This is a genomic window from Nitratireductor indicus C115 (genome assembly GCF_000300515.1).
In the GTDB taxonomy this organism is placed as follows: domain Bacteria; phylum Pseudomonadota; class Alphaproteobacteria; order Rhizobiales; family Rhizobiaceae; genus Nitratireductor; species Nitratireductor indicus.
Genome location: NZ_AMSI01000005.1, coordinates 100,536 through 126,643, shown reverse-complemented (window position 1 = coordinate 126,643; position 26,108 = coordinate 100,536). Strand labels below are relative to the sequence as shown.

The 26,108-nt window shown below is 59.9% G+C and carries 29 protein-coding genes; 16 read left to right on the top strand and 13 right to left on the bottom strand.

The genetic code is table 11. The annotated features are described in order from the left end of the window. The first annotated feature begins 141 nt into the window (after nucleotides 1-141). Nucleotides 142-501: a hypothetical protein gene (locus NA8A_RS08825; RefSeq protein ID WP_009450082.1), complete on the top strand. Its 360-nt coding sequence runs from the start codon at nucleotides 142-144 to the stop codon at nucleotides 499-501. Nucleotides 502-720: 219 nt separating this feature from the next. Further along, nucleotides 721-1,041 carry a 2Fe-2S iron-sulfur cluster-binding protein gene (locus tag NA8A_RS08820; RefSeq protein ID WP_009450081.1) on the top strand — a complete coding sequence of 107 codons (321 nt, stop codon included), beginning with the start codon at nucleotides 721-723 and terminating at the stop codon, nucleotides 1,039-1,041. A 49-nt stretch (nucleotides 1,042-1,090) separates the two neighbouring features. Here the strand turns inward: NA8A_RS08820 and NA8A_RS08815 are convergent, their stop codons facing one another. Next, nucleotides 1,091-1,705 (bottom strand): DUF922 domain-containing Zn-dependent protease, encoded by a 615-nt coding sequence (locus NA8A_RS08815; RefSeq protein ID WP_009450080.1) that lies wholly within the window; start codon nucleotides 1,703-1,705, stop codon nucleotides 1,091-1,093. A gap of 172 nt (nucleotides 1,706-1,877) precedes the next feature. Here NA8A_RS08815 and folP point away from each other — a divergent pair, with 172 nt between their 5' ends. Genes folP through folK form a run of 3 tightly spaced genes read left to right on the top strand, consistent with a single transcriptional unit; the run spans nucleotide 1,878 to nucleotide 3,599 of the window. After that, nucleotides 1,878-2,732 carry a dihydropteroate synthase gene (gene folP, locus NA8A_RS08810; protein WP_009450079.1) on the top strand — a complete coding sequence of 285 codons (855 nt, stop codon included), beginning with the start codon at nucleotides 1,878-1,880 and terminating at the stop codon, nucleotides 2,730-2,732. After that, nucleotides 2,729-3,091, top strand: a complete 363-nt coding sequence (folB, locus tag NA8A_RS08805) for a dihydroneopterin aldolase (RefSeq protein ID WP_009450078.1) — start codon at nucleotides 2,729-2,731, stop codon at nucleotides 3,089-3,091. Before folP ends, folB begins: the two co-directional genes overlap by 4 nt. A 1-nt stretch (nucleotide 3,092) precedes the next feature. After that, nucleotides 3,093-3,599, top strand: a complete 507-nt coding sequence (gene folK, locus NA8A_RS08800; protein WP_009450077.1) for a 2-amino-4-hydroxy-6-hydroxymethyldihydropteridine diphosphokinase — start codon at nucleotides 3,093-3,095, stop codon at nucleotides 3,597-3,599. 99 nt (nucleotides 3,600-3,698) lie between these two features. Here folK and NA8A_RS08795 read toward each other — a convergent pair whose 3' ends face one another. The 4 genes from NA8A_RS08795 to NA8A_RS08780 all read right to left on the bottom strand — a co-directional run bounded on the left by NA8A_RS08795 (nucleotide 3,699) and on the right by NA8A_RS08780 (nucleotide 7,553). Continuing rightward, nucleotides 3,699-4,244: a hypothetical protein gene (locus NA8A_RS08795; protein WP_009450076.1), complete on the bottom strand. Its 546-nt coding sequence runs from the start codon at nucleotides 4,242-4,244 to the stop codon at nucleotides 3,699-3,701. A gap of 121 nt (nucleotides 4,245-4,365) precedes the next feature. Next, on the bottom strand, nucleotides 4,366-5,433 hold the full coding sequence (locus NA8A_RS08790) for a YcjF family protein (RefSeq protein ID WP_009450074.1): 1,068 nt from the start codon (nucleotides 5,431-5,433) through the stop codon (nucleotides 4,366-4,368). Then, nucleotides 5,430-6,887 (bottom strand): YcjX family GTP-binding protein, encoded by a 1,458-nt coding sequence (locus NA8A_RS08785; RefSeq protein WP_009450073.1) that lies wholly within the window; start codon nucleotides 6,885-6,887, stop codon nucleotides 5,430-5,432. The genes NA8A_RS08790 and NA8A_RS08785 overlap by 4 nt, the downstream gene beginning before the upstream one ends. Before the next feature lie 156 nt (nucleotides 6,888-7,043). Then, on the bottom strand, nucleotides 7,044-7,553 hold the full coding sequence (locus NA8A_RS08780; protein ID WP_009450072.1) for a SixA phosphatase family protein: 510 nt from the start codon (nucleotides 7,551-7,553) through the stop codon (nucleotides 7,044-7,046). Nucleotides 7,554-7,795: 242 nt separating this feature from the next. Between NA8A_RS08780 and dksA the strand changes: the two genes are divergently transcribed. Then, entirely contained in the window at nucleotides 7,796-8,212 is a 417-nt protein-coding gene (gene dksA, locus NA8A_RS08775; protein ID WP_009450071.1) for an RNA polymerase-binding protein DksA, read from the top strand. Nucleotides 8,213-8,492: 280 nt separating this feature from the next. Here the strand turns inward: dksA and NA8A_RS24320 are convergent, their stop codons facing one another. Next, nucleotides 8,493-9,395, bottom strand: coding sequence for a flagellar biosynthetic protein FliO (locus NA8A_RS24320; RefSeq protein WP_009450070.1), 903 nt, complete (start codon nucleotides 9,393-9,395; stop codon nucleotides 8,493-8,495). A 232-nt stretch (nucleotides 9,396-9,627) separates the two neighbouring features. Between NA8A_RS24320 and cckA the strand changes: the two genes are divergently transcribed. Further along, nucleotides 9,628-12,213 carry a cell cycle histidine kinase CckA gene (cckA, locus tag NA8A_RS08765; RefSeq protein WP_009450069.1) on the top strand — a complete coding sequence of 862 codons (2,586 nt, stop codon included), beginning with the start codon at nucleotides 9,628-9,630 and terminating at the stop codon, nucleotides 12,211-12,213. Between the two features lie 45 nt (nucleotides 12,214-12,258). Here cckA and pncB read toward each other — a convergent pair whose 3' ends face one another. Then, on the bottom strand, nucleotides 12,259-13,563 hold the full coding sequence (gene pncB, locus NA8A_RS08760; RefSeq protein WP_009450067.1) for a nicotinate phosphoribosyltransferase: 1,305 nt from the start codon (nucleotides 13,561-13,563) through the stop codon (nucleotides 12,259-12,261). Between the two features lie 198 nt (nucleotides 13,564-13,761). Between pncB and NA8A_RS08755 the strand changes: the two genes are divergently transcribed. Beyond that, nucleotides 13,762-14,106 carry a hypothetical protein gene (locus tag NA8A_RS08755; protein ID WP_009450066.1) on the top strand — a complete coding sequence of 115 codons (345 nt, stop codon included), beginning with the start codon at nucleotides 13,762-13,764 and terminating at the stop codon, nucleotides 14,104-14,106. Between the two features lie 58 nt (nucleotides 14,107-14,164). Here NA8A_RS08755 and NA8A_RS08750 read toward each other — a convergent pair whose 3' ends face one another. Together NA8A_RS08750 and NA8A_RS08745 are read right to left on the bottom strand one after the other, a co-directional pair. Next, nucleotides 14,165-15,697: an acyl-CoA carboxylase subunit beta gene (locus NA8A_RS08750; protein ID WP_009450065.1), complete on the bottom strand. Its 1,533-nt coding sequence runs from the start codon at nucleotides 15,695-15,697 to the stop codon at nucleotides 14,165-14,167. Between the two features lie 104 nt (nucleotides 15,698-15,801). Beyond that, nucleotides 15,802-16,242, bottom strand: a complete 441-nt coding sequence (locus NA8A_RS08745; RefSeq protein ID WP_009450064.1) for a VOC family protein — start codon at nucleotides 16,240-16,242, stop codon at nucleotides 15,802-15,804. A 224-nt stretch (nucleotides 16,243-16,466) separates the two neighbouring features. Between NA8A_RS08745 and NA8A_RS08740 the strand changes: the two genes are divergently transcribed. The 4 genes from NA8A_RS08740 (at nucleotide 16,467) to NA8A_RS08725 (ending at nucleotide 19,412) form a co-directional block, all read left to right on the top strand. Next, nucleotides 16,467-17,063, top strand: coding sequence for a cold-shock protein (locus tag NA8A_RS08740; protein WP_040672246.1), 597 nt, complete (start codon nucleotides 16,467-16,469; stop codon nucleotides 17,061-17,063). A 166-nt stretch (nucleotides 17,064-17,229) separates the two neighbouring features. After that, the gene (locus tag NA8A_RS08735; protein ID WP_240532760.1) at nucleotides 17,230-17,685 is read left to right on the top strand and encodes a DUF192 domain-containing protein; all 456 of its coding nucleotides are present in this window, start codon (nucleotides 17,230-17,232) and stop codon (nucleotides 17,683-17,685) included. Nucleotides 17,686-17,791: 106 nt separating this feature from the next. Then, nucleotides 17,792-18,556 (top strand): alpha/beta fold hydrolase, encoded by a 765-nt coding sequence (locus tag NA8A_RS08730; protein ID WP_040672172.1) that lies wholly within the window; start codon nucleotides 17,792-17,794, stop codon nucleotides 18,554-18,556. Beyond that, nucleotides 18,543-19,412 carry an alpha/beta fold hydrolase gene (locus tag NA8A_RS08725; protein WP_009450060.1) on the top strand — a complete coding sequence of 290 codons (870 nt, stop codon included), beginning with the start codon at nucleotides 18,543-18,545 and terminating at the stop codon, nucleotides 19,410-19,412. The genes NA8A_RS08730 and NA8A_RS08725 overlap by 14 nt, the downstream gene beginning before the upstream one ends. A 3-nt stretch (nucleotides 19,413-19,415) precedes the next feature. Here the strand turns inward: NA8A_RS08725 and NA8A_RS08720 are convergent, their stop codons facing one another. Next, a complete protein-coding gene (locus NA8A_RS08720) occupies nucleotides 19,416-20,216 on the bottom strand; it encodes an enoyl-CoA hydratase/isomerase family protein (protein WP_009450059.1) in 801 nt (266 codons plus the stop codon). A gap of 107 nt (nucleotides 20,217-20,323) precedes the next feature. Between NA8A_RS08720 and cysE the strand changes: the two genes are divergently transcribed. Beyond that, nucleotides 20,324-21,160 carry a serine O-acetyltransferase gene (cysE, locus tag NA8A_RS08715; protein WP_009450058.1) on the top strand — a complete coding sequence of 279 codons (837 nt, stop codon included), beginning with the start codon at nucleotides 20,324-20,326 and terminating at the stop codon, nucleotides 21,158-21,160. Between the two features lie 235 nt (nucleotides 21,161-21,395). Beyond that, the gene (locus NA8A_RS08710) at nucleotides 21,396-21,599 is read left to right on the top strand and encodes a DUF3126 family protein (RefSeq protein WP_009450057.1); all 204 of its coding nucleotides are present in this window, start codon (nucleotides 21,396-21,398) and stop codon (nucleotides 21,597-21,599) included. A 147-nt stretch (nucleotides 21,600-21,746) separates the two neighbouring features. Here the strand turns inward: NA8A_RS08710 and NA8A_RS08705 are convergent, their stop codons facing one another. Beyond that, nucleotides 21,747-22,415, bottom strand: coding sequence for a hypothetical protein (locus NA8A_RS08705; protein WP_081581927.1), 669 nt, complete (start codon nucleotides 22,413-22,415; stop codon nucleotides 21,747-21,749). A 401-nt stretch (nucleotides 22,416-22,816) separates the two neighbouring features. Here NA8A_RS08705 and NA8A_RS08700 point away from each other — a divergent pair, with 401 nt between their 5' ends. Next, on the top strand, nucleotides 22,817-23,344 hold the full coding sequence (locus NA8A_RS08700) for a gamma carbonic anhydrase family protein (protein WP_009450055.1): 528 nt from the start codon (nucleotides 22,817-22,819) through the stop codon (nucleotides 23,342-23,344). 301 nt (nucleotides 23,345-23,645) lie between these two features. Here the strand turns inward: NA8A_RS08700 and NA8A_RS08695 are convergent, their stop codons facing one another. After that, complete coding sequence (locus NA8A_RS08695) at nucleotides 23,646-24,260, bottom strand: transglutaminase-like cysteine peptidase (protein WP_009450054.1); 615 nt, start codon at nucleotides 24,258-24,260, stop codon at nucleotides 23,646-23,648. 336 nt (nucleotides 24,261-24,596) lie between these two features. On the opposite strand from NA8A_RS08695, the gene NA8A_RS08690 reads away from it, so the two are divergent. Continuing rightward, on the top strand, nucleotides 24,597-25,313 hold the full coding sequence (locus NA8A_RS08690; protein WP_009450053.1) for a haloacid dehalogenase type II: 717 nt from the start codon (nucleotides 24,597-24,599) through the stop codon (nucleotides 25,311-25,313). A gap of 89 nt (nucleotides 25,314-25,402) precedes the next feature. Here NA8A_RS08690 and NA8A_RS08685 read toward each other — a convergent pair whose 3' ends face one another. Continuing rightward, nucleotides 25,403-26,020 (bottom strand): PilZ domain-containing protein, encoded by a 618-nt coding sequence (locus NA8A_RS08685; RefSeq protein WP_009450052.1) that lies wholly within the window; start codon nucleotides 26,018-26,020, stop codon nucleotides 25,403-25,405. Nucleotides 26,021-26,108 lie beyond the last annotated feature (88 nt).

Genomic DNA, 26,108 nt, shown 5'->3' with positions numbered 1-26,108 from the left:
CATTCGGCGAAATGCGTAAAAGTTTAAACATAGGGTTAACGACGTTTTGGCCGAATGCATCACTTTGAACCATCGCCATTAACCCCCTGTCCATCCGGGGTTAATAGGCTTTAAGGGCTGGAAAAGAGTACGGGGAAGCCCATGGCAAGGCCTGATGAAAGAGTGTGGCGGAGGTCGGGCGATGCGGTCGCCGAGACCAAATCTCCTGTGGATCGTGCGCATCTCGCACGCCAGACGATGGGAGACAGCGCTCTCGAGCGTGAGGTCCTCGGCATGTTTCTGCACCAGATCGAGACAATGGCGGCGAGGATGCGTGCGGCCGATCCTGCCGTGCGCCGGGAACTCGCTCACGCCCTGTGCGGGTCTGCGCGCGGTATAGGCGCGTTTGCCTTGGCCGAAACCGCAGCCGCCATCGAGGCTGACCCTCAAAATGCGGTCGAGATCGAGCATCTTGGCTGGCGCATCGACGAAGTGGTCGAGTTCATCGCGGCATATCGATAGATCGGTTGCCAGCTTCCCAAGCAGGATGACGACGCTTGGGCCGGGTTCCCCGCCATGTCCCGGTATGGCCGGATCGTCGCTTTGCAGGCTGCGTTCGGGGCGCGGCTTTGTGGCGCGCACCGCCAACGCAATCAATGGCTGCCTTGAGTTTCGCCCTCAAACTATCTAAGTCAGCGCCAACGCCCAAAAGGCATCTCAGGATTTTCCCGGAAACTGCGTATGACGAAGATCACCTACATTGCCGCCGATGGTGGCCGCTTCGAGGTCGAGGCCGATAACGGATCGACGGTCATGGAAAATGCTGTCCGCAATGCGGTCCCCGGTATCGAAGCCGAATGTGGTGGCGCATGCGCCTGTGCCACCTGTCATGTCTATGTGGATCCGGAATGGGCCGACAAGGTCGGTGAGCCGGAGCCGATGGAAGAGGACATGCTGGACTTCGCTTTTGACGTTCAGCCCACCTCGCGCCTGTCCTGCCAGATCATTGTGCGGGACGAACTCGATGGCCTCGTCGTCCGCGTGCCCGAACGGCAGGCGTAGGCAGGCATTCATTGTCAAAAAGGCGATCCGTGCGAGCCGTCGGGTCTCGTCAGCCGGGCAGGCGGCCCTTTGAAATCTGATCCAGCCGGTAGTTCAGAAGCCGCATGAGGCGATCCTCGAAATTGTGGCTCTCGATCCGGTCGAATTTCTCCTGCGCCGCATCGTGTTCTTCCAGGATGCGCGCGGTCTCCTTCTGGGCGATCTCCTGCAGTTTGCTGCAGGACGAGCGATAGGGCAGCGCTTCGACCGTATCTTCGATCTTGCGTGCATAGCGCTTGGCAATGCTGATGTGGCTGTCTTCGTGGCGCTTGATGTCGCGCGAGAGTGTATCCCAGATCAAAGCCGTTTCACGGTCGGCAGTGCGGCGATTGCGCCATTTCGGCAGGAATACGTTGGCCTTCACGGAAACGGCGGCCTTGGAAACCCGGCAATTTCCCTTGGTTTCGGCGTAACTGACTTTGGTGGTGAACTCCATCCGCGTTGCCCCCGGATGGCGCTGGCCGGTGCTTTGCACATGTGGCCCGCGCGACCGCAACTGCTGTTCGATGTCGCTCAGCGATTTTCCGCCGATCGAAAAATACGTGTAGCTCCGCGCCACATTGGCGGCAGACGCCGGTGCGCAGAGCGCGGCAAGAAGGGCGAGTGACAGTGCGATGTTCTTCATGGCGATTCCCCGATACAGCCTGCGGCCTGGCGTCTGTTCTGGCAATCGAATTTTCTGGCGAATTTCCTGGCAGAACATCGTGCTGACAAGCACAACAGCTATATGTGGGCATTGATTTTGGCAGCATTGCGCCGCACATACGGCGCGACGAGATCGAACCGCGGAAAAGCCGATGACAATCCGGTCCTGGAAACTTGCGCACGGGCGCAGCCTCGCTCTGGGCGAACGGGCGCTTGTGATGGGCATTCTCAACGTGACGCCTGACAGCTTTTCCGATGGCGGTCATTATGCTCAACTTGAAAATGCGCTCGCTCAGGCCCGCCGGATGATCGCCGAGGGGGCCGATATCATCGACATAGGCGGTGAATCGACCAGGCCCGGCGCCGCAGCGGTATCCTCAGCAGAAGAGCAGGATCGTGTCCTGCCCGTTATCGAGAGGCTGGCTGCGGAAACGGGTGCAATCCTCTCCGTTGACACGTATCGCGAGGAAACCGCGCGGCTTGCCGTTTCCGCAGGCGCTCACATCGTCAACGACGTGTGGGGTCTCCAGCGAGAGCCCGGCATTGCCCGTGTCGCCGCGGCAACGGGCGCCGGGCTTGTCATCATGCATACGGGGCGGGAGCGGGAGAAATTGCCGGATGTCATCGAGGATCAGTATGTTTTCCTGCATCGTTCGATAGAAATCGCGCGTGATGCCGGTATTGACGAAGAGGCGATCCTGCTTGATCCCGGTTTTGGCTTCGCCAAGGAGGCGGATGAGAATATCGAGCTGATGAACCGGCTTGGCGAATTGTCGGCTCTGGGCTTTCCATTGCTCGTGGGCACCTCGCGCAAACGCTTCGTCGGCCATATGACGGGTCGCGAGGCTGCCGAGGAACGCGATGCGGGAACGGCCGCGACGAGTGTCGCGCTGAGGCTAAAGGGCGCAGCCGCCTTCCGTGTGCACGATGTTGCAATGAACACAGATGCCCTGAAGGTTGCCGATGCTATGCTCAATGCTTCGGGCGAAGGATGGTGGAACAGATGAAATATGTAATCCGGATGCAGAATTGCGCGTTCTTCGCCCGTCACGGCGTGCACGATGAAGAAGAGCGCCTCGGACAGCGTTTTTATGTCGATGCTGTGCTCACGGTCGAGCCAGGCCGTGCACTGAGCGATGATTCTCTCGAAGGCACCGTGGACTACGGTGTTGCCTTCAAGGTGATCGAGGAGATCGTCACCGGCCAGCGCCGTTTTCTGATAGAAGCGCTGGCGCTCGAGGTAGCGCAGGCCTTAACGGCGCGTTTCCGCGAGATAAGCAGTGCCGAAATCACCATCCGTAAGCCCAACGCACCAGTCCCTGGCGTTCTCGACTACGTCGAGGTGACGGTGGTTTGGCCCCAATAGCATGAAGGCTACGCACGACGTCTATCTGGGCCTTGGTGGCAATATCGGCAATCCGCAAGCTGCCATACACTCCGTTTTGAGCATGCTTGATAGGCGCGGCGATACCGAGGTCGTCGCCGTTTCCTCTCTTTATCGCACCCCTCCCTGGGGTAAGGTCGACCAGCCCGATTTTCTCAATGCCGCCGCCCATATCCGGACAGATCTGGAGCCGCATGCGCTGCTGGCGGCCTGTCTCGACATGGAGCGCAGCCTAAAAAGGGTGCGCGACGAGCGCTGGGGACCGCGTTCCATCGATATCGATATCCTGCTTTACGATGATCGTATGGTGAATGAAGAGGGGCTTGCCATCCCCCATCCGCGCATGACGCAACGGGCCTTCGTGCTGGAGCCGCTGGCGGAACTGGCCCCGCAACGGCTGGTCGAGGGCCGCAGCATTGCGTCCTGGCTGGAGACCGTTGACCGAGTCGGCCTGGAGCGTGTCGCGCGCCCGCAAGATTGGTGGAAATGAAGCATTGGGCAGCCGCAACGCTTGCGGGCTGCCTGAACACGGACGACAGGAAGTTCAGGAATCCGATGCAAGTGCGAAAAGATGCACGGCGCGTCAGGCTCAGTCGCGGGCGATTGCGCCGACCGCACCCGTATCGACGCGCTTCAGCTTCATGCCGATCACCGGCACCATCTCTTCCTCGACCTTCACCGATATGGTGATCTGCATCGTATCGCGCCCGGTGATGCGCGCGCGCATTGCGCCGCTGAGCGAGGAGCGGTTGAGAGCGAAGATGACGTCATTGCCGATGACCTTGCCGCTCGTCACATCGAGCCCCTTGCCGGCGGCCCCATCAAGGAATGTGCCCTTGAAGCCGCCTTTGCCGCGAACCACGCTGGCCTTCATGGGTTGTGTGAAAACGCCCACGCGGCAATTGCCGTCGAGCGCCATTCCCACACCGCCCTGCGGCGTGTCGCCGTCGAAATTGCAGACGAATTTGGTGCCCTTATACTTACCCGCGACGATCTCGCCGGGCCCTGACCACGATCCTTCGACTGACTGGAAAAACACCTTCTCGCGCTCGGAGGCGTCCGCCTTCGTTGCAAGGCCGGCCAGCGGCGCGGCTGCGATGGTGGCGAGAGCGATCTTCAGCGCGGTTTTCAGCATGACGAGACGGCACCAGTTCATTCGGACAGGGGTTGCAAGAACCATGCAGCAGATTGGTTAACGCTTTGTCTACCATAGCGCGCCGGCAAATCGAAGAGCCGCTTTTATCTTCAGCCGGGACTTACCGTTGCTGTTCGGGATCCTTACCGTTCGCCTTCTGCGCCGTGAAGCTCGTCAGCGCTTTCAGGAAGTCTCCTATGCCTGGCCGGGGCAGGGCATTGAAGGAGAGGGGGCGGGCGGCCGCCATGGCGGCGATGCCGATGCGCGCGGTCATCATGCCATTGACAACCCCTTCGCCAAGCTTGGCGGAAAGCCTCGCCGCCAGACCGTGTCCGACCACCTGTTGCACCAGTGTCTCACCGGCGGCCATGGACCCGGTGACGGCGAGATGCGCCAGAATGTTGCGCACCAGATGCAGGAAGCCCAGAAAGCCCGGTCGGCCGCCATAGATGTCGGCAATACGCCGGGTAAGCCTCGCTGCCTCGAAAACCACATAGGCGACATCGACCAGTGCGCGGGGCGACACAGCCGTCACCACGGAAACCCGTTTGGCAGCGTCCAGCACCTGCTTGCGGGCGAGCGCATCGAGCGGCGCCATCAGCTCCTTTTCCGCCAGGGCCATGAGATCGGAGCCGTCGATGATATCGTCCTTCAGCCCGGCCAGTGTCCGGCGTCCGTGCGCGGTTTCGGGCTTGGCGGCCAGTAGCGAGGTGAGGTGCTCGACCGTCTTGCGCGCAGCCTTGGCATCGTCGCGCAGTATGGCGTCGTCGGCATCGCGCCGCACTTCTTCGATCGAGGCAAGGCGCATCAGCGCCAGGGCCTCGCGCGCAACGATTGCGGCAAGGGCGAACACGGCAATGCCCGCAGCCGCGAGCGCCAGCCAGCCGAGCCAGTCGGCACGGGTGAAGAGATCGCGTATCAGCCGATCTGTCCACAGGCCGATGGCGAGCGAAATCAGGAGACCGAAAGCCCCGAAGAAAATCCGCGCAAGCCATGAGCGCCGGCGCGGCGGCACTGGCGGCAGCTCCGCAAGGGCCAGATCTGTCTCCTCGAAATAGTCCTGCGGGTCCACGCGCACGGCCACCGCCTTCTGCGGGTCGATGGCGCGGGGCTTGCGCTTCGCAGCTGGCTTTTCTTCAGGTTCCGGCGTTGGGGGCTCGATAGGGAACGCGGCTGGCGGGCGGCTCATGCCAGATGATCTCCAATCAGGAACTGCAGCGCCCGGTCGAGGCGTATATGGGGAAGGGAGAGCGTAACGCCCTCTGCGGTGCGCTCCAGCCGTGGCGGACGAAACCGAACGAAACGTATCGGTGCTTCCGGCGACTGTTGCTCCATGGCCTGAAACAGCTGTCCGGGCTTTTCCGGCAGGTCGCCGGGAAAAACGGCGGTTTCCGCCTCACCGTTGAAAGTTTCTCCGCCAATGGTTTCGCCTGCAAGCGGGGTGCCGATGATGACGGGCAGCGTTTCCTTGCCCTGTTTTACCGTGCCTTCGCGGGTTGCCCGAACTGCAGCCATGGCAAGCACATCCACTGCGGCTCCTGAAAAGTCGGCCCGCGCAATGGCCCGGTCCGCCAGGCGCCGCACGATGGCCTGCAAGCGGTCATGGCTTTCATGATGAATGTGGTCGGCCTTGGTGGCCGCAATCAGGATGCGATCGATCCGGTGCGAGAAGAGGCCGGTCAGGAGATTGCCGCGTCCTTGCCGGAAGCAGGAAAGGATTTCGGTGATGGAGCGTTCGAGATCGGCCACCGCCTCTGCGCCCGCATTCATGGCCTGCATGGCGTCTACAAGCACGATCTGCCGATCGAGCCGCGCGATATGTTCGCGAAAGAAGGGGCGCACGACGTGGGTCTTGTAGGCTTCGTAACGCCGTTCCATCATCGCATGCAGGGAGCCGTTTTTGGCCTTTCCGGCAGGTTTGAGCGGCGCAAAGGTGAGGGCGGGCGATCCGTCGAGATCGCCCGGCATGAGAAACCGCCCGGGCGGAAGCGTCGACAGGGCCCGATGGTCGGCCTTGCACGCTTTGAGATAGGCCGAAAAGGCTTCAAAAAGCCGCCGCGCCGTCATCTCGTCCGCCGGCTGGTCGGGTTCGGCCCCTTCGGTGAGGGCCCGCCATTTCGCCGAAAGGTCTGCCCGGGCCGGCAGCGTGGCAAGTTCAAGTGCCTCCGCGGAAAATTCCGCATAGCTCTTTCCGAGAAGCGGCAGGTCGAGCAGCCACTCGCCGGGATAATCGACGATGTCGAAAGACAGTTTGCCGCGCGAAAAGAGACGGTTCCAGGCGGAGGCGGATTCGAATTCGACCGTCAGGCGCAATTCGGAGATGGCCCGTGTGGATTCAGGCCAGATCCTTTCATCGACGAGAGCGGCGATGTGATCCTCGTACTGAAAGCGGGGAACGGTGTCATCGGGCTGGTGTTCGAGATAAGCCTTGGTCAAACGCCCCGATTTCTGGGCGTCGAACATGGGAAGCCGCCCGCCATGGATCAGGTTGTGCACAAAGGCGGTGATGAAAACGGTCTTGCCCGCCCGCGACAGACCCGTGACGCCGAGCCTGAGCGATGGCGACACGATCCCGGCGGCTCGACCCGTCAGGGTGTCCAGTGCTATCCGGGCTTCATCGGAGAAGGTGGTCAGCGATGCCAACGGGCGAATTCCTCAAAAGATGCAGCGCCTTGCATATAGGAAACTCATCTGGCGATTGAAGGGCATCGTAAAAGCATGTCGCGTTATCGGCTGATACGCCCAGAGCCCATTAGTTCCTGCGTTCCGCAGGTGCCGGTCCTGTCTGGAAAACATGACTCAGACGCGTTCAGGTCTCAGGAAGGCTTCGAGGCTGCCGGTTCCCGGTTGGAGTTCCGACAGCGGGTTTTCAAAGCCCAGGACGGCAAGGCCGCAGGTTGGAAAACCGGAGGATGCAAGCCGCATCGCGTCCGCATTGCCGCCTCTGGGAAGCGCGAAGGCTAAATCCTCCATCACCGGGTTATGTCCAACGACCAGCAAGGCGGCATTTTCGGGCGCTTCCCGAATAATTTCCACATAGCGTGCGGCATCGGAATTGTAGAGCTCTTCATCATGGATAATGCGCGGTGTCATCTCGCCGAAAACCGAGAGAACCCGGTCGAGCGTTTCGCGTGCGCGTCTGGCGGTCGAGCACAGGACAAGGTCGGGCAGAAGGCCGGAATCACGCATATGTCGGCCGAGTGCTTCCGCATCGGAGATACCCGAAGCCGTTAGCGGGCGTTCGAAATCGGTCATTCCGGGTGCTGCCCAGCCGGATTTTGCATGCCTGAGAAGAAAAAGCCTGTGCACGGCGGAAATCCTCCCTGTTACCAGTTTTTGCACCAAAAAGCCGGCATTTTGCTCGTTTGAAACGGCAAATCGTCTTAAGCGACCCCGAATGAGCCTAATATGCATTTCGATTTCAAGGAAAAGCTTATGTGCGTTTTCCCATGAGCTTTAACAAAAGCGTGAAACCGTGCCGCTTTGCGCTTGTGGTTGCGGGGGGGCGCGAATATATAGGCGCCGGCGTTAGAACATCTTGGGGTGACTCGATGAATGAGCTCATTGATGCCGACTACGTGCCCTCCGAGGACGAGCCGTTCATGAACGAGCGGCAACGCTCCTACTTTCGCGCCAAGCTGATCGGCTGGAAGAACGAGATTCTGAAGGAAGCTCGTGAAACGCTGGAAGCTTTGCAGCAGGAGAGCGCCAACCATCCCGACCTGGCAGATCGTGCCTCTTCGGAGACCGATCGCGCCATTGAACTGCGTGCCCGTGATCGTCAGCGCAAGCTGATTTCGAAGATCGACGCGGCGTTGCAGCGTATAGAGGATGGAACCTACGGCTATTGCGAGGAGACCGGCGAACCGATCTCTCTCAAGCGTCTGGACGCCCGGCCCATTGCTACGCTCTCGATAGAGGCGCAGGAACGGCACGAGCGTCGGGAAAAGGTTTATCGTGACGATTGATGGTTCGCACCATTACCCGTTTAGCGAAACGCCGGGCCAAGCCCGGCGTTTTTTTATGGGTGTTGGCTGTGATTTCGCCTGACCGGAGGATGTGTTAGCGCGTCGCCCGATTGCATGGGAGACAGCGTAGTTCGCCCAGATCTGTGTCTTCACTTCATCCTGGGCAAGCTTGGCGAACCACGCACAACGCATCTGCCGTATGCTCCTGCGTCACGAAATTCGACGTGCGCCGCACCGGACACAGGAAGCGCACCGGTTGATCCTCAGGCGTCAAAACCCTTTAATGACCGGGTTTCCTGTCACTGCCGAGTTCTTCGAGCAGCTTGCTCATCTCGTCTTCAAGCGTGTCCTCGTGGGAACGGTTGATGTTGCGCGCTTCCGCATCGATGGCATCAGACAGATCGTCGAGCACAACCTCTTCCTCATAGGATGCCACGGCGTAAGGTTTGCTGTCCTCGACCGGCGTGGAGGTATGCTTCATCGCTGGCGTCGAAGGCAGTTCCGGCTGAGGTGACGACACAAAGCTCGCCGCTGCCGCAGGCGCGGCACGAATCCCAGCTTGCGCTAAGGAAACCTCCGGCTCGTTGCGCGCCGTATCCGTTGCCGGAGAGGCTGCAGGCGCTGTTCGCGGCTCGTATCCTGTTTCGGACCTCGGCTCAGGCCGGGGGGCAGGTTTGGGCTCTGCTCTGGTCTCCGCATGAGGCTCAGGCCGCCGCGCTTCAGCGATTTGCACCGGGGCTTCCGGCATGCGCGGCGGTTCCGCCGGGCGCGGTTCGGGTGCGGGCCTGGGCGGGGTTGGCTCGGCTGGAGGCGCTCTGCGCGGCGGTGCGGGGCGAGGCGAGGCCGCACGCGGCGCAAATTCTGGTTCGGGCCGTTCTGCTCCTCCGGACGTACGGATATTGCTTTCGACCACGATATCCGAGGGACCGCCAATGAGGATCAGATGCTCGACATTGTCGCGGCGCACCAGCACCAGGCGCCGGTGATTGTCCACCGGGGTTGCATCTGTCACCGCAAGGCGCGGCTGCCGCCCCTTGCCGCTGGAAATGAAGGTGCCCCCCGGACCGCCACGCGCCAGGCGCAGGACGATCCAAAGCACTATGGCGACGAGGATCAGCACAATGATCCAGAAGACCGCGGGGGCGTAAGCCTCTCCGAAAATGTCCACCAGCCAAGCGTTCATTGAATCGCTCCGAGATAATTACAATCGTTCAACAGTATGCCCGGCACAACCGTGCGGCAACCCGCGTGCCCGCTTATCCCTTTCCCGTGTAACTGTTTTCCGATGAAATAAGCTCTATTTGCCGTTCCATTACTGGCGCACGCTTGCAGATGTGTGAGGCCCTGATATATCCCGAATAAGCCGGTTCCGCGTGGAAACCCGGCAACCACTGGGCGCGACAGACGGAAGACGCATGGCCAAGCAATCGGGCGGACAAATCCACGCGGCACCTATCATCGACCAGAGTTCGCGCCCCGGCGCCATTACGCGTCTGGTCATTTTCATCCTGGTGCTGACTGTTTCGGCAATCGTCTTCTCGCTGTTCAAGGAGCGCCTGGGCGATCCGGTGCTTCTCGGCATATTGGGCGTCATGGCGATGATCGGCGTGGGCTTTCTCTTTGCCACCGCCATAGGCTTCGTCCAGGTCGCCCCGCGTTCGGCCGGTAGCGAACTCTCTCGTGCCTTCGTGGATTCCATGGAGGAGGGGCTCGTCGTCGCCGACGCCAAGGGGCGCATTCTCTATGCGAACCACGCCTATGCGCAGATGACCGGAGCAACCTCCGTCGCCGATGTGAAGACCGTGGACGCGCTTCTTTCGGACAATCCCGAAGCCGCCCCCGTCGTGGAACGTCTTGCCGCGGGGCTGCGCGACGGCCGCACGGGCGACGGTGAATTCCGCCTTTCCCGCTCCATCCGTCCCGGCGCGGAGCTTGGCGCGCGCTGGTATCGCGCCTGGGCCCGCGTCTTCAACCTGCCCGGTCATCGTCAGCCGGTTTCCGCCTGGCAGATCGCCGATATTTCCACGGAACGGGCGGAGCAGGAGCGCTTCTTTCTCGATCTGCAGAAAGCCATCGACCATTTGGACCATGCTCCGGCGGGCTTCTTCGCGGCAGACCCGGATGGCCGCGTTACCTATATCAACGCGACACTCGCCGAATGGTTGGGCATCGATCTTGCCAATTTCGTGCCCGGCGGCGTTCGTCTTTCGCAGATCGTCGCGGGCGACGGCATGGCGCTTATCCATGCGGTGCGCGCCGATCCGGGAACGGTGCGCGATGCGGTCGTCGATCTCGACCTTTCCACTATGAACGGCGAAGTGCTGCCGGTTCGTTTCATGCACCGCGTCACCGCAACGCGCGACGGCTCGGCCGGCCCGACGCGGACCATTGTCCTGAACCGCAGCCAGGGGGAGGATGCTTCCGCCGATCTGCGGGCATCGGAGGTCCGTTTCACGCGCTTCTTCAATTCCACGCCCATGGCCATCGCCTCGGTGGATCAGACGGGCCGCATCCTGCGCACCAATGCTCCGTTCCTTTCGCTCTTTTCAAGAGCAGTGGACAGCGGCGCGGTGGAGCGCCACATCCGCCTCGACAGCGTGATCCACGAGCGTGACCGCGAGGCTTTCGCAACCGCTCTGGAACGCGCCAAGCAGCGTCAGGCCGAGATTGCGCCGATCGACACGGTCCTGCCCGACGATGCCGAGCGCCATGTGCGCTTCTATGTGCATCCTGTTGTGGACCATGCCGGCGGAGAAGGCGCTGAGGAGGCGGCCATCGTCTACGCGGTTGAGACGACGGAACAGAAGGCGCTCGAGGCGCAGATGGCCCAGAGCCAGAAGATGCAGGCTGTGGGCCAGCTTGCGGGTGGCATCGCGCATGATTTCAACAATGTGCTCACGGCCATTATCATGGCCTCCGACCTTCTTCTGACGAACCACCGTCCGTCCGATCCGTCTTTTCCGGACATCATGAACATCAAGCAGAACGCCAACCGGGCGGCATCGCTGGTGCGCCAGCTCCTGGCCTTTTCGCGGCGCCAGACCCTGCGCCCCGAGGTTCTGAACCTGACGGATGTACTTGCCGATCTGCGCATGCTTCTTGCCCGTCTCGTGGGCAATGACATTTCGCTCAAGGTCGAACATGGCCGCGACCTCTGGCCCGTGAAGGCCGATATCGGCCAGTTCGAGCAGGTGGTGGTCAATCTGGCGGTCAATGCCCGCGATGCCATGCCCAATGGCGGCGCCCTGACAGTAAAGACCCGCAACATCACGGCTGCCGAATGCACGGCTTTCCCCTATCGCGAGCTCATTCCCGCCGATTATGTTGCGGTTGAGGTGCAGGACACCGGAACGGGTATCGACGCGGAGACGATCAAGAAGATCTTCGAGCCTTTCTTCACCACCAAGGAAGTGGGCAAGGGAACGGGTCTCGGCTTGTCGATGGTCTATGGCATCGTCAAGCAGACGGGCGGTTTCATCTTCTGCGATTCTGAAGTCGGCGAGGGAACCGTCTTCCGCATTTTCCTGCCACGCTACATCCCGACCGAGGCCGAAAAGGCTGCCTCCGAGGCGAATGGCGGCGATGAGGGGCAGGGGCGCTCCAAGGCCAAGGAAGAAAGCCGAGATCTTTCCGGCTCAGCGCGCGTTCTCCTCGTGGAAGACGAGGATGCGGTGCGCATGGGCAGCGTTCGCGCACTGTCCTCGCGTGGCTATGAAGTGCATGAGGCGAGTTCGGGTACCGAGGCGCTGGAGGTCTTCCACGAATTGGAAGGCAAGGTCGACCTCGTGGTTTCCGACGTCGTCATGCCCGAAATGGATGGCCCGACGCTTCTGGGCGAATTGCGCAAGGTGCAACCCGACATCAAGTTCATTTTCGTGTCGGGCTATGCCGAAGATGCCTTCGCCAAGAACCTGCCGGAAGATGCACAGTTCGGCTTCCTTCCCAAACCTTTCTCGCTCAAGCAGCTTGCGACCGTCGTCAAGGAAATGCTGGAGAGCTGAGGTCACGAGCGGCGATTGCCGCCCTGCGATGGAAACGCGGTCGCTCTACACCAGAACAGCCCGGCTCATCCGGTTCTGCGCGCCGAAAAGCTTGAGATAGCGCTGGATTTCCTTGGGGTCGCCGGTCGCCTTTTCCGGATTGTCGGACAGTTTTACGGCAGGCCGGCCATTGGCTTTGCTTACCTTGCACACCATGGAGATTGCCTTCAGCCCGTTGATTTCACGTGGGGCGCAATCCTCGAAATCGTTGGTGAGGTTGGTACCCCAGCCGAAGGCCATGCGCACCTTGCCGTTGAAATGCCGATAGGCCGACTCGATCGTATCCACGTCGAGCCCGTCGGAAAAGATGAGAAGCTTGTCCCTGGGGTCTTTCCCGTGCTGACGCCAGAACTCCATGATGCGCTCGCCGCCTTCGATGGGCGGGGCGCTGTCGGGCCGGAAGCCGGTCCAGTCGGCGACCCAGGAGGGGGCGTCGCGCAGGAAGGATTCCGTCCCGAATGCGTCGGGCAACACAATCAGAAGATTGCCGCCATAATAGCTCTGCCAATCCTGGAGCACCTTGTAGGGGGATGCTCTCAGCTCCTCGTCGTTCTTGGCGAGCGCAGCCAGGACCATGGGCAGTTCATGGGCATTGGTTCCAAGCGCTTCGAGGTCGGTATCCATGGCCAGAAGCACATTGGAGGTGCCGGTGAAAGAATCGCCGATACCCTCCTTCAGTGCCTCCACGCACCAGCGCTGCCAGAGGAAGGAGTGGCGGCGGCGGGTGCCGAAATCCGAAATCTTTATGTCGGGCAGTTTCTTGAGCCGTTCGACCTTGGACCACACCTTTGCCTTGGCGCGGGCATAAAGCACATCAAGCGCGAAGGGGCCGAGCGCGCGCATGGCGGCGCGCGAGCGTAACTCGTTGATGATGGCGAGCGCAGGAATCTCCCACATGGTGGTTTCCATCCACCGGCCATGGAAATTCAATTCGTACTGGCCGCCATCGCGTTTGAGTTCGTATTCCGGCAACCGGAAATCGGCGAGCCAGTTCAGAAATTCCGGCTGGAAGATCTGTTTGCGGCCATAGAAGGTATTGCCCGCCAGCCAGATCATCTCCTTCTTGCTGAAGCGAATGGCGCGGGCATGGTCGAGCTGTTCGCGCAGTTCTCCCTCATCGATTTCGTCGGCGAGAAACACTTTTTTGTTGCGGTTGATGAGCGTGAAGGTGGCGTCCACATGCGGATAAAGCCCCCAGATCATCTGCAACATCAGGAGTTTGTAAAAATCCGTATCCAGCAGGCTGCGGCAGATCGGATCGAGCTTCCAGGTGTGATTGTAGACCCGTCGGGCGATATCCGTCTTCGGCATTTTAAAGGTCGATCCTGCAGTGGCGCCGCAGCGCCTGTTTCGGGAGAGGCAGACGACAACGGGAGAGGGGGCTTTGTCAATCTCGCGGTGTCGACCGCAAGGTTTCACCGCCAGTCTCTTAAGATGCGATTAATGTCGTAAAGCTTTTGTTAACCATGCGGGAGAACAATCGTCCTCGGGAGGAGATCCGAGGAGACGATGATGTCCAGCTCAGGATCCGCTCCCATTTTGCGCGCAATGGCGAGCACCGCATTTTCCAGCGCAATCCTCCTATCGTTTGTCTTGTCGGTATCTGCCCATGAGGCCAAAACCGGCTGGCGCTATCCCTATGCCTGTTGTTCGGATCGCGATTGCCGTGAGGTGCAGGATGCCGCGATTTCCGAAATCCCGGACGGTTACCGCATTCAGGTGACGGGCGAGGTGATCGCCTATAGCGACAAGCGTATTCGGAATTCGCCTGACGGGGTCTTTCACTGGTGTTCGGTGGCGGGCAAGAACGATTCGCGCACGATCTGCCTGTTCGTCCCGCCGCGCAGTTTCTGATCGGGCGGGACAAGGGCACTTTAGGATGCGCGTGAGGACGGAGCGTGCCGCTCCCTTCTCAAAGGGGAATATTGTCGTGCTTCTTCCAGGGGTTCTGGAGATCCTTGTTGCGCAGCATGCGCAGCGCCCGCGCTAGTCTCTGGCGGGTGGAGTGGGGCATGATGACCTCATCCACATAGCCGCGTTCCGCCGCCACGAAGGGTGAAAGGAAGCGATCTTCATACATTTTCGTATGGGTGGCGATCTTCTGCGGATCGTCGATGTCCTTGCGGAAAATGATCTCGACCGCGCCCTTGGCGCCCATCACGGCGATCTGTGCCGATGGCCAGGCATAGTTGATGTCGCCGCGCAGGTGCTTGGAGGCCATGACGTCATAGGCGCCGCCAAAGGCCTTGCGGGTAATGACGGTGATCTTCGGCACGGTGGCTTCCGCATAGGCAAAGAGCAGCTTGGCGCCATGCTTGATGAGGCCGCCATATTCCTGTGCCGTACCCGGCAGGAAGCCCGGAACGTCCACATAGGTGACGATGGGAATGTTGAAGCAGTCGCAAAACCGGACGAAGCGTGCCGCCTTGCGAGAAGCATCCGAATCGAGAACACCCGCCAGCACCATGGGCTGGTTGGCGACGAACCCGACGGTGCGACCCTCCACACGCCCGAAGCCGGTCACGATGTTCTTCGCAAAGGAGGCCTGAATCTCGAAGAAGTCGCCTTCGTCGCAGGTCTTCAGGATGAGTTCCTTGATGTCGTAGGGCTTGTTAGCATTGTCGGGAACCAGCCTGTCGAGCGAAAAATCCTTCTCCGTCACCGACTGATAGCACTCCACTTCAGGCAGTTCAGCCGTGTTGGAGGCGGGCAGATAGTCGATCAGGCGACGCATCTGCAAAAGCGCCTCCACGTCGTTGTCATAGGCACCGTCGGCGATGGAGGATTTGACCGTATGCACCGAAGCGCCCCCCAGTTCTTCCGCGGTCACGGTCTCGTTGGTGACGGTCTTCACCACATCCGGGCCGGTCACGAACATGTAGGAGGTGTCGCGAACCATGAAGATGAAATCGGTCATTGCGGGAGAATAGACATCGCCGCCGGCGCAGGGGCCCATGATGACGGAAATCTGGGGAATGACACCGGAGGCAAGCACGTTGCGCTGGAATATCTCCGCGTAGCCGCCGAGCGCCGCGACGCCTTCCTGGATACGCGCGCCGCCAGCATCGTAGAAACCGATGATCGGCGCGCGGTTCTTGAGGGCCATTTCCTGCACCTTGACCACTTTTTCGGCATGGGCTTCCGAGAGGGAACCGCCGAAAACGGTAAAGTCCTTGGCGAAGACGAAGACGGTACGCCCGTTTACGGTGCCCCAGCCGGTCACCACACCATCGCCTGCGATCCTCGTATTCTCCATGCCGAAATCCGTCGAGCGATGCTCGACGAACATGTCGAATTCCTCGAAGGAGCCTTCATCCAGGAATGCTTCGATGCGCTCTCGCGCGGTCAGCTTACCCTTGGCGTGCTGTGCGTCGATGCGTTTCTGGCCACCACCTTCGCGAGCATTGGCCCGGCGGCGTTCCAGTTCGAGAAGCACTTCCTTCATGCGCGTCTCCCCCAGGGATTATGACTATGGATTATGATCTCATTACGTGCTGTTAGCATGCCGGCGCGAGGAGGCAAATACGACCTTGCGCCGGCATTGGGAGATCACCAGCTTCCAATGTTCTGCATGGAAGCCCAGGGCTCGGCCGGAGCCTTGGCCTCGCCCTTCTGCAGCAGTTCGATGGAAATGCCGTCGGGGGAGCGAATGAAGGCCATGTAGCCGTCGCGCGGGGGCCGGTTGATGGTCACCCCCTTGTCCATGAGATTCGCGCAAAGCGCGTAGATGTCGTCCACCTCATAGGCGAGGTGACCGAAATTGCGTCCACCCTGATAGTCCTCCGGATCCCAATTGTAGGTGAGTTCCAGGAGAGGCGCCTTCTCGCGCTGTCCGCGCTCCTTATCCTTGTCCGCTGCGAGGAAAACCAGCGTAAAGCGACCCTTCTCGCTTTCGGTGCGTCGCGTTTCGACCATGCCGAGCTTGTTGCAATAAAAATCAAGAGCTTCGTCGAGATCCCTCACTCGAACCATTGTGTGCAGATAACGCATGTTTCACCTCGCTTTCATCGTTACGTAAACAGTACTTCGGAGCTACTCCGCAATCCGGTGTCCTTGACCGTTAATGGATTGTCGAGCGCTGTTGAAGCCCTTCAAATCCCGGCATCTGCACCTTTTGTTGAAAATCGAAACTGGGTCTTGCTATGCCACAAAGCGCAAATGTTATCTTCAATCCTGACAATGAGTCGGGCGGGCTTGAAAAAAGGCAGGTCGGGATGGAAGACAAATCCTCTGCAACCAGGGGATACGGGGCGGATAACCGGGCAACGTCTACCGACGATGCCGCGGAGAGCGGGGAAGTTGTCGAGATTTCCGGCGCGATCAAATGGTTTGATGTCGCAAAAGGCTATGGCTTCGTCCTCCCCGACGAGGAAGGGCACGGCGACGTGCTTTTGCATGTGACATGCCTTCGTAAGGATGGCTTTCAAACGGCGCTCGAAGGGGCCCGCATCGAATGCCTGGCCCGTCAGGGCGACAAAGGCATGCAGGCTTTCAAGGTTATTTCCATCGATCTTTCGACCGCCGTTCATCCGGTTGAAGATCAAACGCCGCGCACCCATGTCACAGTCACGCCCGAAAGCGGACTGGAACGTGCGCTCGTCAAATGGTTCAACCGTACCAAGGGTTTCGGCTTTCTCACACGCGGTGAGGGGACGGAGGATATCTTCGTTCACATGGAAACCCTGAGGCGCTATGGCGTGACCGAGCTTCGCCCCGGTCAGGTCGTGCTGGTTCGTTTCGGCCGTGGCGACAAGGGCCTTATGGCTGCCGAAATCTATCCGGATAAAGGGACGCTGAACGCCGCGCATTGAGTCTGCATGGCGGTTTCCTTACGCTTCGCGGCGTGCAAATTTCGTGTGCCACCTTTGGGTGCCCGAATTTGGAAGTGACCAGACCGGATGTGATTTGATGGTTTCGACCGCAAACTGTTTCCTGCTCCGTAGAGTGGTTTTTCCCAGTCTTCAGCGTGTTCTGTTCTTGCTGGCATTCTTGCTTGCGAGCGCTGCTGGCGCCCTGGCGCAGACGACGGTCATGCGCTTGCCGGTCGATCCCGATCCGCTCATTATTGAAACGGTTTCGGGGGAAAAGCGCTTTGCAATCGAGATCGCCGACGAACCCGTCGAGCGGCAACGGGGGCTCATGTACCGGCAATCCATGCCTGAAGATCGCGGCATGCTGTTCATTTTTCCCTCCGAGGGGCGCCAGAGCTTCTGGATGAAGAACACGCCGCTCGCACTCGATCTGCTTTTCATAGACGCGGGTGGCAAGGTACGCGCGATCGGCAAGGGAGTGCCATTCTCCACGGCTGCCATTGCGCCAGGAGTCGAGGCCCAGTTCGTGCTTGAACTTGTCGCGGGAACCGCGCAGAAGACTGGCATCGAGGTCGGCAGCCGCCTGAGCCATCCGCGCATTGAGGCGCCCGCTGGCCGTTGATACGTTTCGGAGCGGAATATCATTCCGCTCCGTTTCAGGAAACGAGGTTGGAGCGGTCGCCAGTTCTGCGGCCGATCCGCGTTCACACGGTGTGCTAGCGGTTGCAATGAAGTTTTTCTCCCATGATGGGTTCGATATCGCCTTCATCGACGAAGGCGCAGGCGACCCGATCCTTCTCATCCACGGTTTTGCCTCCACCCATTTCGTCAACTGGGTGGCGCCCGGCTGGGTGAAGACCCTGCGAGATGCCGGATACCGCGTCATCGCGCTCGACAATCGCGGCCACGGCCAATCGTCGAAAAGCCACGACAAGGCCGATTACACGCCTCCGAAAATGGCCAGTGATGCTGCCGCCTTGCTCGATCATCTGGGTATAGAACGGGCCCATGTAATGGGCTATTCGATGGGTGCGCGCCTCTCTACCTTCCTGGCGTTGGCTAACCCGGAAAAAGTGGCGACGCTTATCCTGGGTGGGCTTGGCATGGGCATGATCGAGGGGGTGGGCGATTGGGACGAGATCGCCGAAGCGCTTCTAGCACCCGATCCGGCAAGCATCGTTTCCGAACGCGGCCAGATGTTCAGGAAATTTGCCGATCAGACGAGGAGCGATAGAAACGCGCTTGCCGCCTGCATCTCCACTTCGCGGGAATTGTTGAGCGCCGACGATGCGCGGCGGATCGCGCAGCCGACGCTCGTTGCGGTAGGAACACGCGACGATATTGCGGGCTCGCCTGAGGGGCTTGCCGATCTGTTGCCTGACGGTACGGCATTTGCGATTGAGAAAAGAGATCATATGCTGGCCGTGGGCGACCGCAGCTTCAAGGCGCGTGCGCTGGCTTTTCTGGAGGAACATCCCCTTGCTCGAGACTGAGGGCACGTTTTTCACCGGCGCTGAAGGCAACAGGCTCGCGGCCGATATCATGGATGGCGGTGGCCATCCCGTGATTTTTCTGCATGGCGGCGGCCAGACGAGACGTGCCTGGGACGCAACGGCAGAGGCTGTGGCGCGGCAGGGGATGCGGGCGGTTCTGGTGGATCAGCGCGGCCATGGCGAAAGCGATTGGGTGGAAAGCGGCAATTACGGTTTCAGCCATTACGGCGCCGATGCGGCTTGTCTGATCAGGCAGGTGGAGGAGCGCTTTCATGCGCGCCCCTCGCTGGTGGGCGCTTCGCTGGGCGGTCTTGCCGCCCTGACGGCGGAAAGCCGCGAGGGTCCGCTTCTCGAAACACTGATCCTCGTCGATATAACTCCGAGGCTCGATCCGCGCGGCGTCGACAAGATACAGGGTTTCATGGCCGATCGCATGGAAGAGGGGTTCGCAACGCTGGAGGAAGCTGCGGAGGCCATCTCCGCCTATCTTCCGAACCGCGCGCCCCGCCGTTCGCTCGATGGCTTGCGCAAGAATTTGCGCCGCGATGCCGATGGTCGCTACCGCTGGCATTGGGACCCTGCCTTCATCAAGGGCGAGGCAAACATCAACTCGGGTTCCGAAGAACTGATGCAGGAGCTGATGGCGGGGCTTCCGGCACTCCATCTGCCGGTGCTTCTGGTGCGCGGCATGCGCTCCGAACTGGTTCAGGAAGAGCACGCGCGCGAATTCGTCTCGCTTGCTCCTGGGGCATCCTATGTGGATGTTGGTGGAGCGGGGCATATGGTCGCCGGTGATCGCAATGATGTATTCGCTGCGGAAATCCTGAAATTCCTGGCCCGCGATCAGGCGGCCTGAGGCTTATTTCCCGATGAAACGAGCTGGCCGCCGTTCGCGGAATGCGGCTCGCCCCTCGGCGTAATCCTGGCTTTCAAAGGTGATGTCGCCGAGTTCCTGCGCCCGGATCGTGTCTTCGGGGCGCCCCGAAAGGGCTGCGGCGATGGAAGCCTTGGAGGCGCGTATCGAGAGCGGCGCCGCCTGCGCAAGCGAGTTGGCGATTTCACGTGCCCTAGGAACAAGCGAATCCATGTCGACGATTTCGAGCAGAAACCCGCATTCGAGCGCGCGCCTGGCGTCGATCCGTGCACCGCTGAAGGTCAGGTAGCGCGCCATCTGCGCGCCGGTGGACGCCACGATATCGGCCATTGCCTCGACGGGATATCCAAGGCCGAGCTTTGCGGCCGGCACTGCAAAGCGTGCGTCCGGCGCCGCGATGCGTAGATCGCAGCTTGCAGCAAGCCCGAAACCGCCGCCGAAACAAACACCGGAAATCATTGCAATCGTCGGTTTCGCGCAATTACGGATTGCCGAGAAGCTTGCCGCGTTGAGCGCCTCATAGTTGCGTGCCGTATGGGCATCGCGGCGCACTGTTTCGAATTCAGCGATGTCCGCACCGGCACAGAAATTGCCACCGTCGCCGCTGATGATCACGACCCGCACCCGCTCGTCAGCGCTCAGCTCTTCGAGACTTGTTGTAAGGGCCTGCCACATGGCAGCCGTCACGGCATTCAGCTTTTGTGGCCGTTCCAGCGTCAAATGGGCGATGCCATTGTCCACGCTGACGGAGAAGCCGTGTTCGGCGGAAGCGTTTTCGACAGCCATGGATCAATTCCCTGCAATGATGATCAAGGTTTTTTCGGTTCAATCGAAAGGGCTTCTGGCGTATGTTTTTGCACAACGCAAGATTCAAGCCCGACCGGAGACCTTTCATGAGCGTCCGTAAAGCGGTTCAGGAAACCGGCTCCCGCCAGGATAGCCTGCAACCTGTCGATCCCATCTGGCGCGCCGTGCGCAGCGAAGCGGAGGAGGCCGTCGCCAATGATCCGCTTCTGGCGGCTTTCCTTTATGCGACGATCCTCAACCATGACGATCTGGAGAGCGCGGTCATTCACCGTGTCGCCGAGCGGCTCGATCATCCCGATATGGGAGCGGATCTGATCCGCCAGACATTCCATGCCATGCTCAATGAAGAGCCGGAATGGCGCACCAATGTGCGTGTCGACATTCAGGCCTATTATGACCGGGACCCGGCATGCGACCGCTTCATCATGCCGGTGCTGTATTTCAAGGGCTTTCATGCGATCCAGACGCACCGCCTGGCGCACTGGCTCTGGAACGAGGGGCGCAGGGACTTCGCGCTCTACCTGCAGAGCAGGTCGTCGGCGGTTTTCCAGACCGACATCAATCCTGCCGCCCGCATGGGCAAGGGCATATTCATCGACCATGCGACGGGTGTCGTGATCGGCGAAACGGCGGTGGTGGAAGACAATGTCTCCATGCTTCATAGTGTGACGCTCGGCGGCACCGGCAAGGAGACGGGCGACCGGCATCCGAAAATCCGTCATGGCGTTCTGATCGGGGCAGGAGCAAAGATTCTGGGAAATATCGAGGTCGGCCATTGCGCGCGCGTTGCCGCCGGGTCCGTTCTCCTGTCCCCGGTTCCTGCAAACAAGACGGTTGCGGGCGTGCCCGCGCGTGTCGTGGGTGAATCGGGATGCAGCGAGCCCTCGCGCTCCATGGACCAGATATTGCGCGGTGAAGAATAGGCGCCAAGCGGGCCGGAAAATGCCCTGTTGACCTTCTGCCATCAGGAGGACGATATTTCGTGGCAAGGGTTTACATCGCAGCGGGGCTCGTGTCAGAAGCCCGTTCGATCCTGACGCACCGGCGCGAAAAGCGGAATCGATTTTCGGAAAGCACGGTGTGTGAATTCAATCACTTGCAGTGTCCTTCGTGTGTCTGAAGGGATGCACGGCGCTGTATAGCCTGCGGAGACGTTTCTTGAAGCCCGAAGAAGTCAGAAAACTCGAAGCCTATTTCAAGCGCACCCTGAATCCGGCCCTGACCGTTAAGGCGCGTCCGCGCAAGGAAGATTCCTGCGAGGTTTATCTCGGTGACGAGTTCCTCGGCATCGTCTTCAAAGACGAGGAAGAGGGCGAGCTTTCCTACAACTTCTCCATGGCCATTCTCGACATCGACCTGTGAGATAGCGGGCCGTCTGCCAGGGATGCCGCCTGTGTCGATGACGGGAACCACTTGAGAACCCGGAAGCCCGAAGGCTTCCGGGTTTTCTTTCGACCGTTCAGCAGTCGGATGGAAAAGTTCGCCGTCCGCATCAACAAGTGACAGCTCTCAGCGCGGGCCGCGTATGAGGGTGGACGCCTTGTCCCGCACCGCATGTTCCATCATGCGCCATTCGGCCAGAAGGCTCGCGGGGAAGCGATAGGTCATGCTCATATCGTTGCCGACCACCTCATCGCGCTCGCATGGGGCGAGCGCCTGCCGTGCCGCTTCACCGCTTAGGCAACGTGCGACGAAGGGCAGGGTCTGTCCTTCTTCATGGCCTACGGCGAGAACCTCGTCGCCGAAACCTGCTTCCGGCTTGAAACGGTAGAATAAAATGCCATTCGGTCCCTCGATGGGACCGGGTTCGATTATCTTGGAGTAGACGGTCTCGAAACGGTTGCTCATGTCGCGGGAGGTCATCTGTTCTTCGAAAGAGAGAAAGATGATCTGTTTCGAGCTGTCCACGTGGTTGAAGTCGTTGCGCGTTTCGCGGCTATATCCCTCAAGGTTCGGCCATCGCAGATAAAGATCGAGTCGCTGTGCAATACCATCATGCCTTGCCTCGGCGAAGCGGATGGCATTGTCCGGTACGGAAAGCACATTGTTGCCGATAACGATTTCGCGGAGCGTGGTCGCTTCGCTGTGACCGGCGTCCGCAAGCTGGGCACCGAACCATCGCCCGCCAAAGGCAATGCTGATGGACAATAGGAGAAGTAGGACACAGGCTTGGAACATGCGTATTACAAAGCGCGGCCTGAGCGCCTGCGGTCTTGTTTCCGATCCATCTATTTCAAGTCCTGCCGTCATCTCGCACGCCCCCAACGCTATGTCGCGCAGATCATGCGCGTGAAACGTCTACTGACACGGTTCGTTTCAACCTGACCCTGCGGCAACGTGGTAAATGCCCGGTAAATACACCGGCGATTGCGAGTGCCGCCGTCTGAAAATCCAATACTGCTGCGCAAGCATCCAAAGTGCTCTACAGCACCGTGCATCCTTTTGGACGCAGAACGGAGGCTGTAGGGTATTGAATGTGCGCATACTCCCTTCCGAAAGCCGATTCCGGTTTTCGGGCCGATACGCTAGGTTTGCCGGAACCGAAAGACAGGCCGGAACCGAAAGACAGGATTGAAAATATGCCGATCTATCAGCTTGCCGACATCAGCCCCGAATTCGACGACCGCGACAGCAACTGGATCGCTCCAGATGCTTCGCTCATGGGGCGTGTGAGGTTGGGGCGCAATGTGGGAATCTGGTTCGGTGCGGTGCTGCGCGGCGACAATGAATTGATTCATATTGAAGATGACAGCAACATTCAGGAACATTCCGTCCTGCACACGGACATGGGCTTTCCCCTGACCGTGGGACGCGGCTGCACCATCGGTCACCGGGCGATGCTGCACGGTTGCACGATTGGCGACAATTCCCTGATCGGCATGGGCGCCATCGTCCTCAATGGCGCGAAAATCGGCAGGAATTCACTGGTCGGTGCCGGAGCCTTGGTGACGGAAGGCAAGAGTTTCCCCGACAATTCCCTGATTGTCGGAAGCCCCGCAAAGGCTATCCGCACACTGGATGAGGCCGCTGTCGAGGGACTCAGGAAATCAGCTCAAAGCTATGTGAATAATGCCCGGCGCTTCAAGGCAGAGCTCAAGCCCGCCTGACTAGAGCATTTTGCAGTCAGGTGAAATCACCTAATCACCTGACGTCTGCATAAATACAAAGAGATAGATCGGTTCAGGGTTTCCGTGAAACGGTGAACCGATCTTGAGAGGCGGAGCCGGCCCAGGGGATGGGCCGGCTCCTGACCCGGTCGTTTGGGGACGGGGAGGTGGGGACTCGACCGGGTGTCCCGCACCGGGCCCGATCCCGATCTTGAACGATCGAGCAAGGCGGGCCCGGAAACTTTTTTGACAGGGTCGCGGCGCTTGGCATTTGGGCTGCGCGCCGCGACAGAGAGATTGGTTAGCGAGCCGTACCCACGCTGCCGACGGCCACGGCACGGCCATCGTTGACGCTGACCCATTTGCCCGAATTCATCGCCGACTGGCGTTTCAGGTAGGTGTAGGCCGTGTCGCTCCACAGAAGGACGCGTCCTTCCAGATTATCGAGAATATAATCTCCGAGATCCGTGACCACGGTCAGCACTGCATGACCATCGCCATTCGGTTGACGGACGACGGTGATGAGCAGGTTGCTTGCCGGCACGCCCGCCTTGATGAGCAGCCGGCGCTTCTCGAGAACATAATCCTCGCAATCGCCATATCCGTCGGGATAGGACCAGAATTCCTCGACGCCCCACATTTCCTGGTCCGTGCGTGGAATAACGGCGGTATTGACCGCGTTGTTGACGTCGATCAGCGTTTTCCAGAGCGCGCGGCTGAGTGCCACGCGGCGCGGACTGCTGGCGGTCTGGCGGCACTCGGAAGGCGAGCGCTGGCAAAGTTCGTAGTGGCCGATAGGCTGCGTTGTCAGACCCTCGGTCTTCATGAAATTCGGCGTGGCATTGGCGCTTGCCCCGAATGCGGCGAAAATTGCCGCAGCGCCAACGGTAAGCCGCAAGAGCTTTGAAGTCCCCATCGAAATGTCTCCCCGTTTGAGGCGACAATGGCAGGGGCGAATTTATTCCCGGCAAAATACCGAAGTAGAAATTGGCGTAAATTGTATGGTTATTTTCGGAAAACAAATAGAAAATCAGATTTTATTTTGATTTTTATTTGAATAGAATTTGTATAAAATTTTATCGATTGAGCCTGCATCTGTTGGTTTCTATGGTTCTGTGATTGCGGCGCAGCGTATGAAGAGGGATGCGGTTTTGCCGCAACAGCCTTTGTGCACGGTTGTTCAGGGGCGCTCGAAGGGCTCGGATCGAGACTGGTTTTTTGCGAAATATTTGCGCGAAGAGGGGAGCGAGGAATGGCGAATATCCGTGCACTGGTGTTTGATGTCTTCGGAACAGTCGTGGACTGGCGTGGCGGGGTTGCCCGCGAAGCGGAGAAATTTCTGAAACGGCATGCTGCGGATGCGCTGGATCCGGGCGTCTTTGCCGATGCATGGCGGGCGCGTTATCAACCGGCCATGGAAGAGATGCGCAGCGGCCGTCGGCCCTTTACGCGCCTCGATGTCCTGCATCGCGAGAATCTTGAGGCGATCCTTCCTGAAATGGGCATTGACCTCGAGGATGTTGCCGAAGATGAGTTGGCTGCGCTCAATCTTGCCTGGCACAGGCTCGATCCGTGGCCGGATGCTGTGGCCGGACTTCAGCGTTTGAAGCGCGGCTTTATCATCGCCCCTCTGTCCAACGGCAATGTGATCCTGATGTTGGACATGGCAAAGCGCGCGGGCCTGCCCTGGGATGCGATTCTGGGAGCGGAAGTCGCAGGTGCCTGCAAGCCGTCTCCGCAGGCTTATCTGCGCACCGTCGACATCTTGGGAATGTCGCCGGGCGAGGTGATGATGGTGGCTGCCCACAATAGCGATCTTGCCGCAGCTAGACGCTGCGGGCTGAAGACGGCGTTCGTGGCGCGCCCTCGCGAACACGGACCTGAACAGACCAGTGACCTTGTTCCGCTGGAGGACTGGGATATCTCTGTTGGAAGTTTTCTTGAGCTTGCAGAGGCACTAGGCGTCTAGAGCATACCGTACACTCTTCCGGGCGCACGATCCGCATTCTTCTGCTGTTCCGCGTGCGTCAGTGCAGGTCGCTGCAAACTGTCTGCGCGTCAATCGTCCTGTGCAAGCGAAAATTCCGCTTCCAGTGCCTGACGGTCCTGGATGCTGGCGAACTCGATGGCGATACCGTCTTCGAAATGGCGCACCACCTGGCCGCGCAATGTGCCAAGATGAACCAATGTTCCCTTTTCCGGACGGATATCGCTCTCGATGGCTGCACCCGAAAGGGAAAGGTCGATGATGCGGCTGCGGTATTCACTGCCATCGGGCAGGCGCAGCATGCAGTAGGGATTGCGCGGTGCGACGCGCTCGTGTCGGCGGTCTTCCGGCAGGTCCAGTTCGTGTTTGTTGGCGAGCCAGGTAAGCTGCGCGGCGAGCTTGTCGCGCTTGCGGTCGGAGGCTGAGATCGTCATGGCAAACCCGTTCTCATGGGTTCGCGTGATGACACCCTCTATGCGTCCGATATGATCCAGATAGGCAATGACCTTTTCACCGGGTCTGCCAGAGCGCTCGGCGATCAGCGAGACGTTTCCAGGCGACATGTCGGTGACACGGCATGCATGCTCGGTCCGGTCTTCAAGCATGTAGCGGCCATAGATGGTGACCCGCACACGCTGAAAGTTGCGTCTCTCGCTACCCAAGGAAGCCGGATTGAGCGCCGTCGCCATCGTTTTTCCATACCCTTTTCCCGGCGCGGGCCGGAAATGCTGACAAAGCAGGGTGAAAATACGCTGTGCCGGTTAACAAGCCGTAAGG

Excerpts from the sequence above, each read along its gene's own strand:
- NA8A_RS08825 (WP_009450082.1), top strand. The coding sequence starts at position 142 with ATGGCAAGGCCTGATGAAAGAGTGTGGCGGAGGTCGGGCGATGCGGTC.
- NA8A_RS08820 (WP_009450081.1), top strand. The coding sequence starts at position 721 with ATGACGAAGATCACCTACATTGCCGCCGATGGTGGCCGCTTCGAGGTC.
- NA8A_RS08815 (WP_009450080.1), bottom strand. The coding sequence starts at position 1,705 with ATGAAGAACATCGCACTGTCACTCGCCCTTCTTGCCGCGCTCTGCGCA.
- folP (WP_009450079.1), top strand. The coding sequence starts at position 1,878 with ATGACAATCCGGTCCTGGAAACTTGCGCACGGGCGCAGCCTCGCTCTG.
- folB (WP_009450078.1), top strand. The coding sequence starts at position 2,729 with ATGAAATATGTAATCCGGATGCAGAATTGCGCGTTCTTCGCCCGTCAC.
- folK (WP_009450077.1), top strand. The coding sequence starts at position 3,093 with ATGAAGGCTACGCACGACGTCTATCTGGGCCTTGGTGGCAATATCGGC.
- NA8A_RS08795 (WP_009450076.1), bottom strand. The coding sequence starts at position 4,244 with ATGCTGAAAACCGCGCTGAAGATCGCTCTCGCCACCATCGCAGCCGCG.
- NA8A_RS08790 (WP_009450074.1), bottom strand. The coding sequence starts at position 5,433 with ATGAGCCGCCCGCCAGCCGCGTTCCCTATCGAGCCCCCAACGCCGGAA.
- dksA (WP_009450071.1), top strand. The coding sequence starts at position 7,796 with ATGAATGAGCTCATTGATGCCGACTACGTGCCCTCCGAGGACGAGCCG.
- NA8A_RS24320 (WP_009450070.1), bottom strand. The coding sequence starts at position 9,395 with ATGAACGCTTGGCTGGTGGACATTTTCGGAGAGGCTTACGCCCCCGCG.
- cckA (WP_009450069.1), top strand. The coding sequence starts at position 9,628 with ATGGCCAAGCAATCGGGCGGACAAATCCACGCGGCACCTATCATCGAC.
- pncB (WP_009450067.1), bottom strand. The coding sequence starts at position 13,563 with ATGCCGAAGACGGATATCGCCCGACGGGTCTACAATCACACCTGGAAG.
- NA8A_RS08755 (WP_009450066.1), top strand. The coding sequence starts at position 13,762 with ATGATGTCCAGCTCAGGATCCGCTCCCATTTTGCGCGCAATGGCGAGC.
- NA8A_RS08750 (WP_009450065.1), bottom strand. The coding sequence starts at position 15,697 with ATGAAGGAAGTGCTTCTCGAACTGGAACGCCGCCGGGCCAATGCTCGC.
- NA8A_RS08745 (WP_009450064.1), bottom strand. The coding sequence starts at position 16,242 with ATGCGTTATCTGCACACAATGGTTCGAGTGAGGGATCTCGACGAAGCT.
- NA8A_RS08740 (WP_040672246.1), top strand. The coding sequence starts at position 16,467 with ATGGAAGACAAATCCTCTGCAACCAGGGGATACGGGGCGGATAACCGG.
- NA8A_RS08730 (WP_040672172.1), top strand. The coding sequence starts at position 17,792 with ATGAAGTTTTTCTCCCATGATGGGTTCGATATCGCCTTCATCGACGAA.
- NA8A_RS08720 (WP_009450059.1), bottom strand. The coding sequence starts at position 20,216 with ATGGCTGTCGAAAACGCTTCCGCCGAACACGGCTTCTCCGTCAGCGTG.
- cysE (WP_009450058.1), top strand. The coding sequence starts at position 20,324 with ATGAGCGTCCGTAAAGCGGTTCAGGAAACCGGCTCCCGCCAGGATAGC.
- NA8A_RS08705 (WP_081581927.1), bottom strand. The coding sequence starts at position 22,415 with ATGTTCCAAGCCTGTGTCCTACTTCTCCTATTGTCCATCAGCATTGCC.
- NA8A_RS08700 (WP_009450055.1), top strand. The coding sequence starts at position 22,817 with ATGCCGATCTATCAGCTTGCCGACATCAGCCCCGAATTCGACGACCGC.
- NA8A_RS08695 (WP_009450054.1), bottom strand. The coding sequence starts at position 24,260 with ATGGGGACTTCAAAGCTCTTGCGGCTTACCGTTGGCGCTGCGGCAATT.
- NA8A_RS08690 (WP_009450053.1), top strand. The coding sequence starts at position 24,597 with ATGGCGAATATCCGTGCACTGGTGTTTGATGTCTTCGGAACAGTCGTG.
- NA8A_RS08685 (WP_009450052.1), bottom strand. The coding sequence starts at position 26,020 with ATGGCGACGGCGCTCAATCCGGCTTCCTTGGGTAGCGAGAGACGCAAC.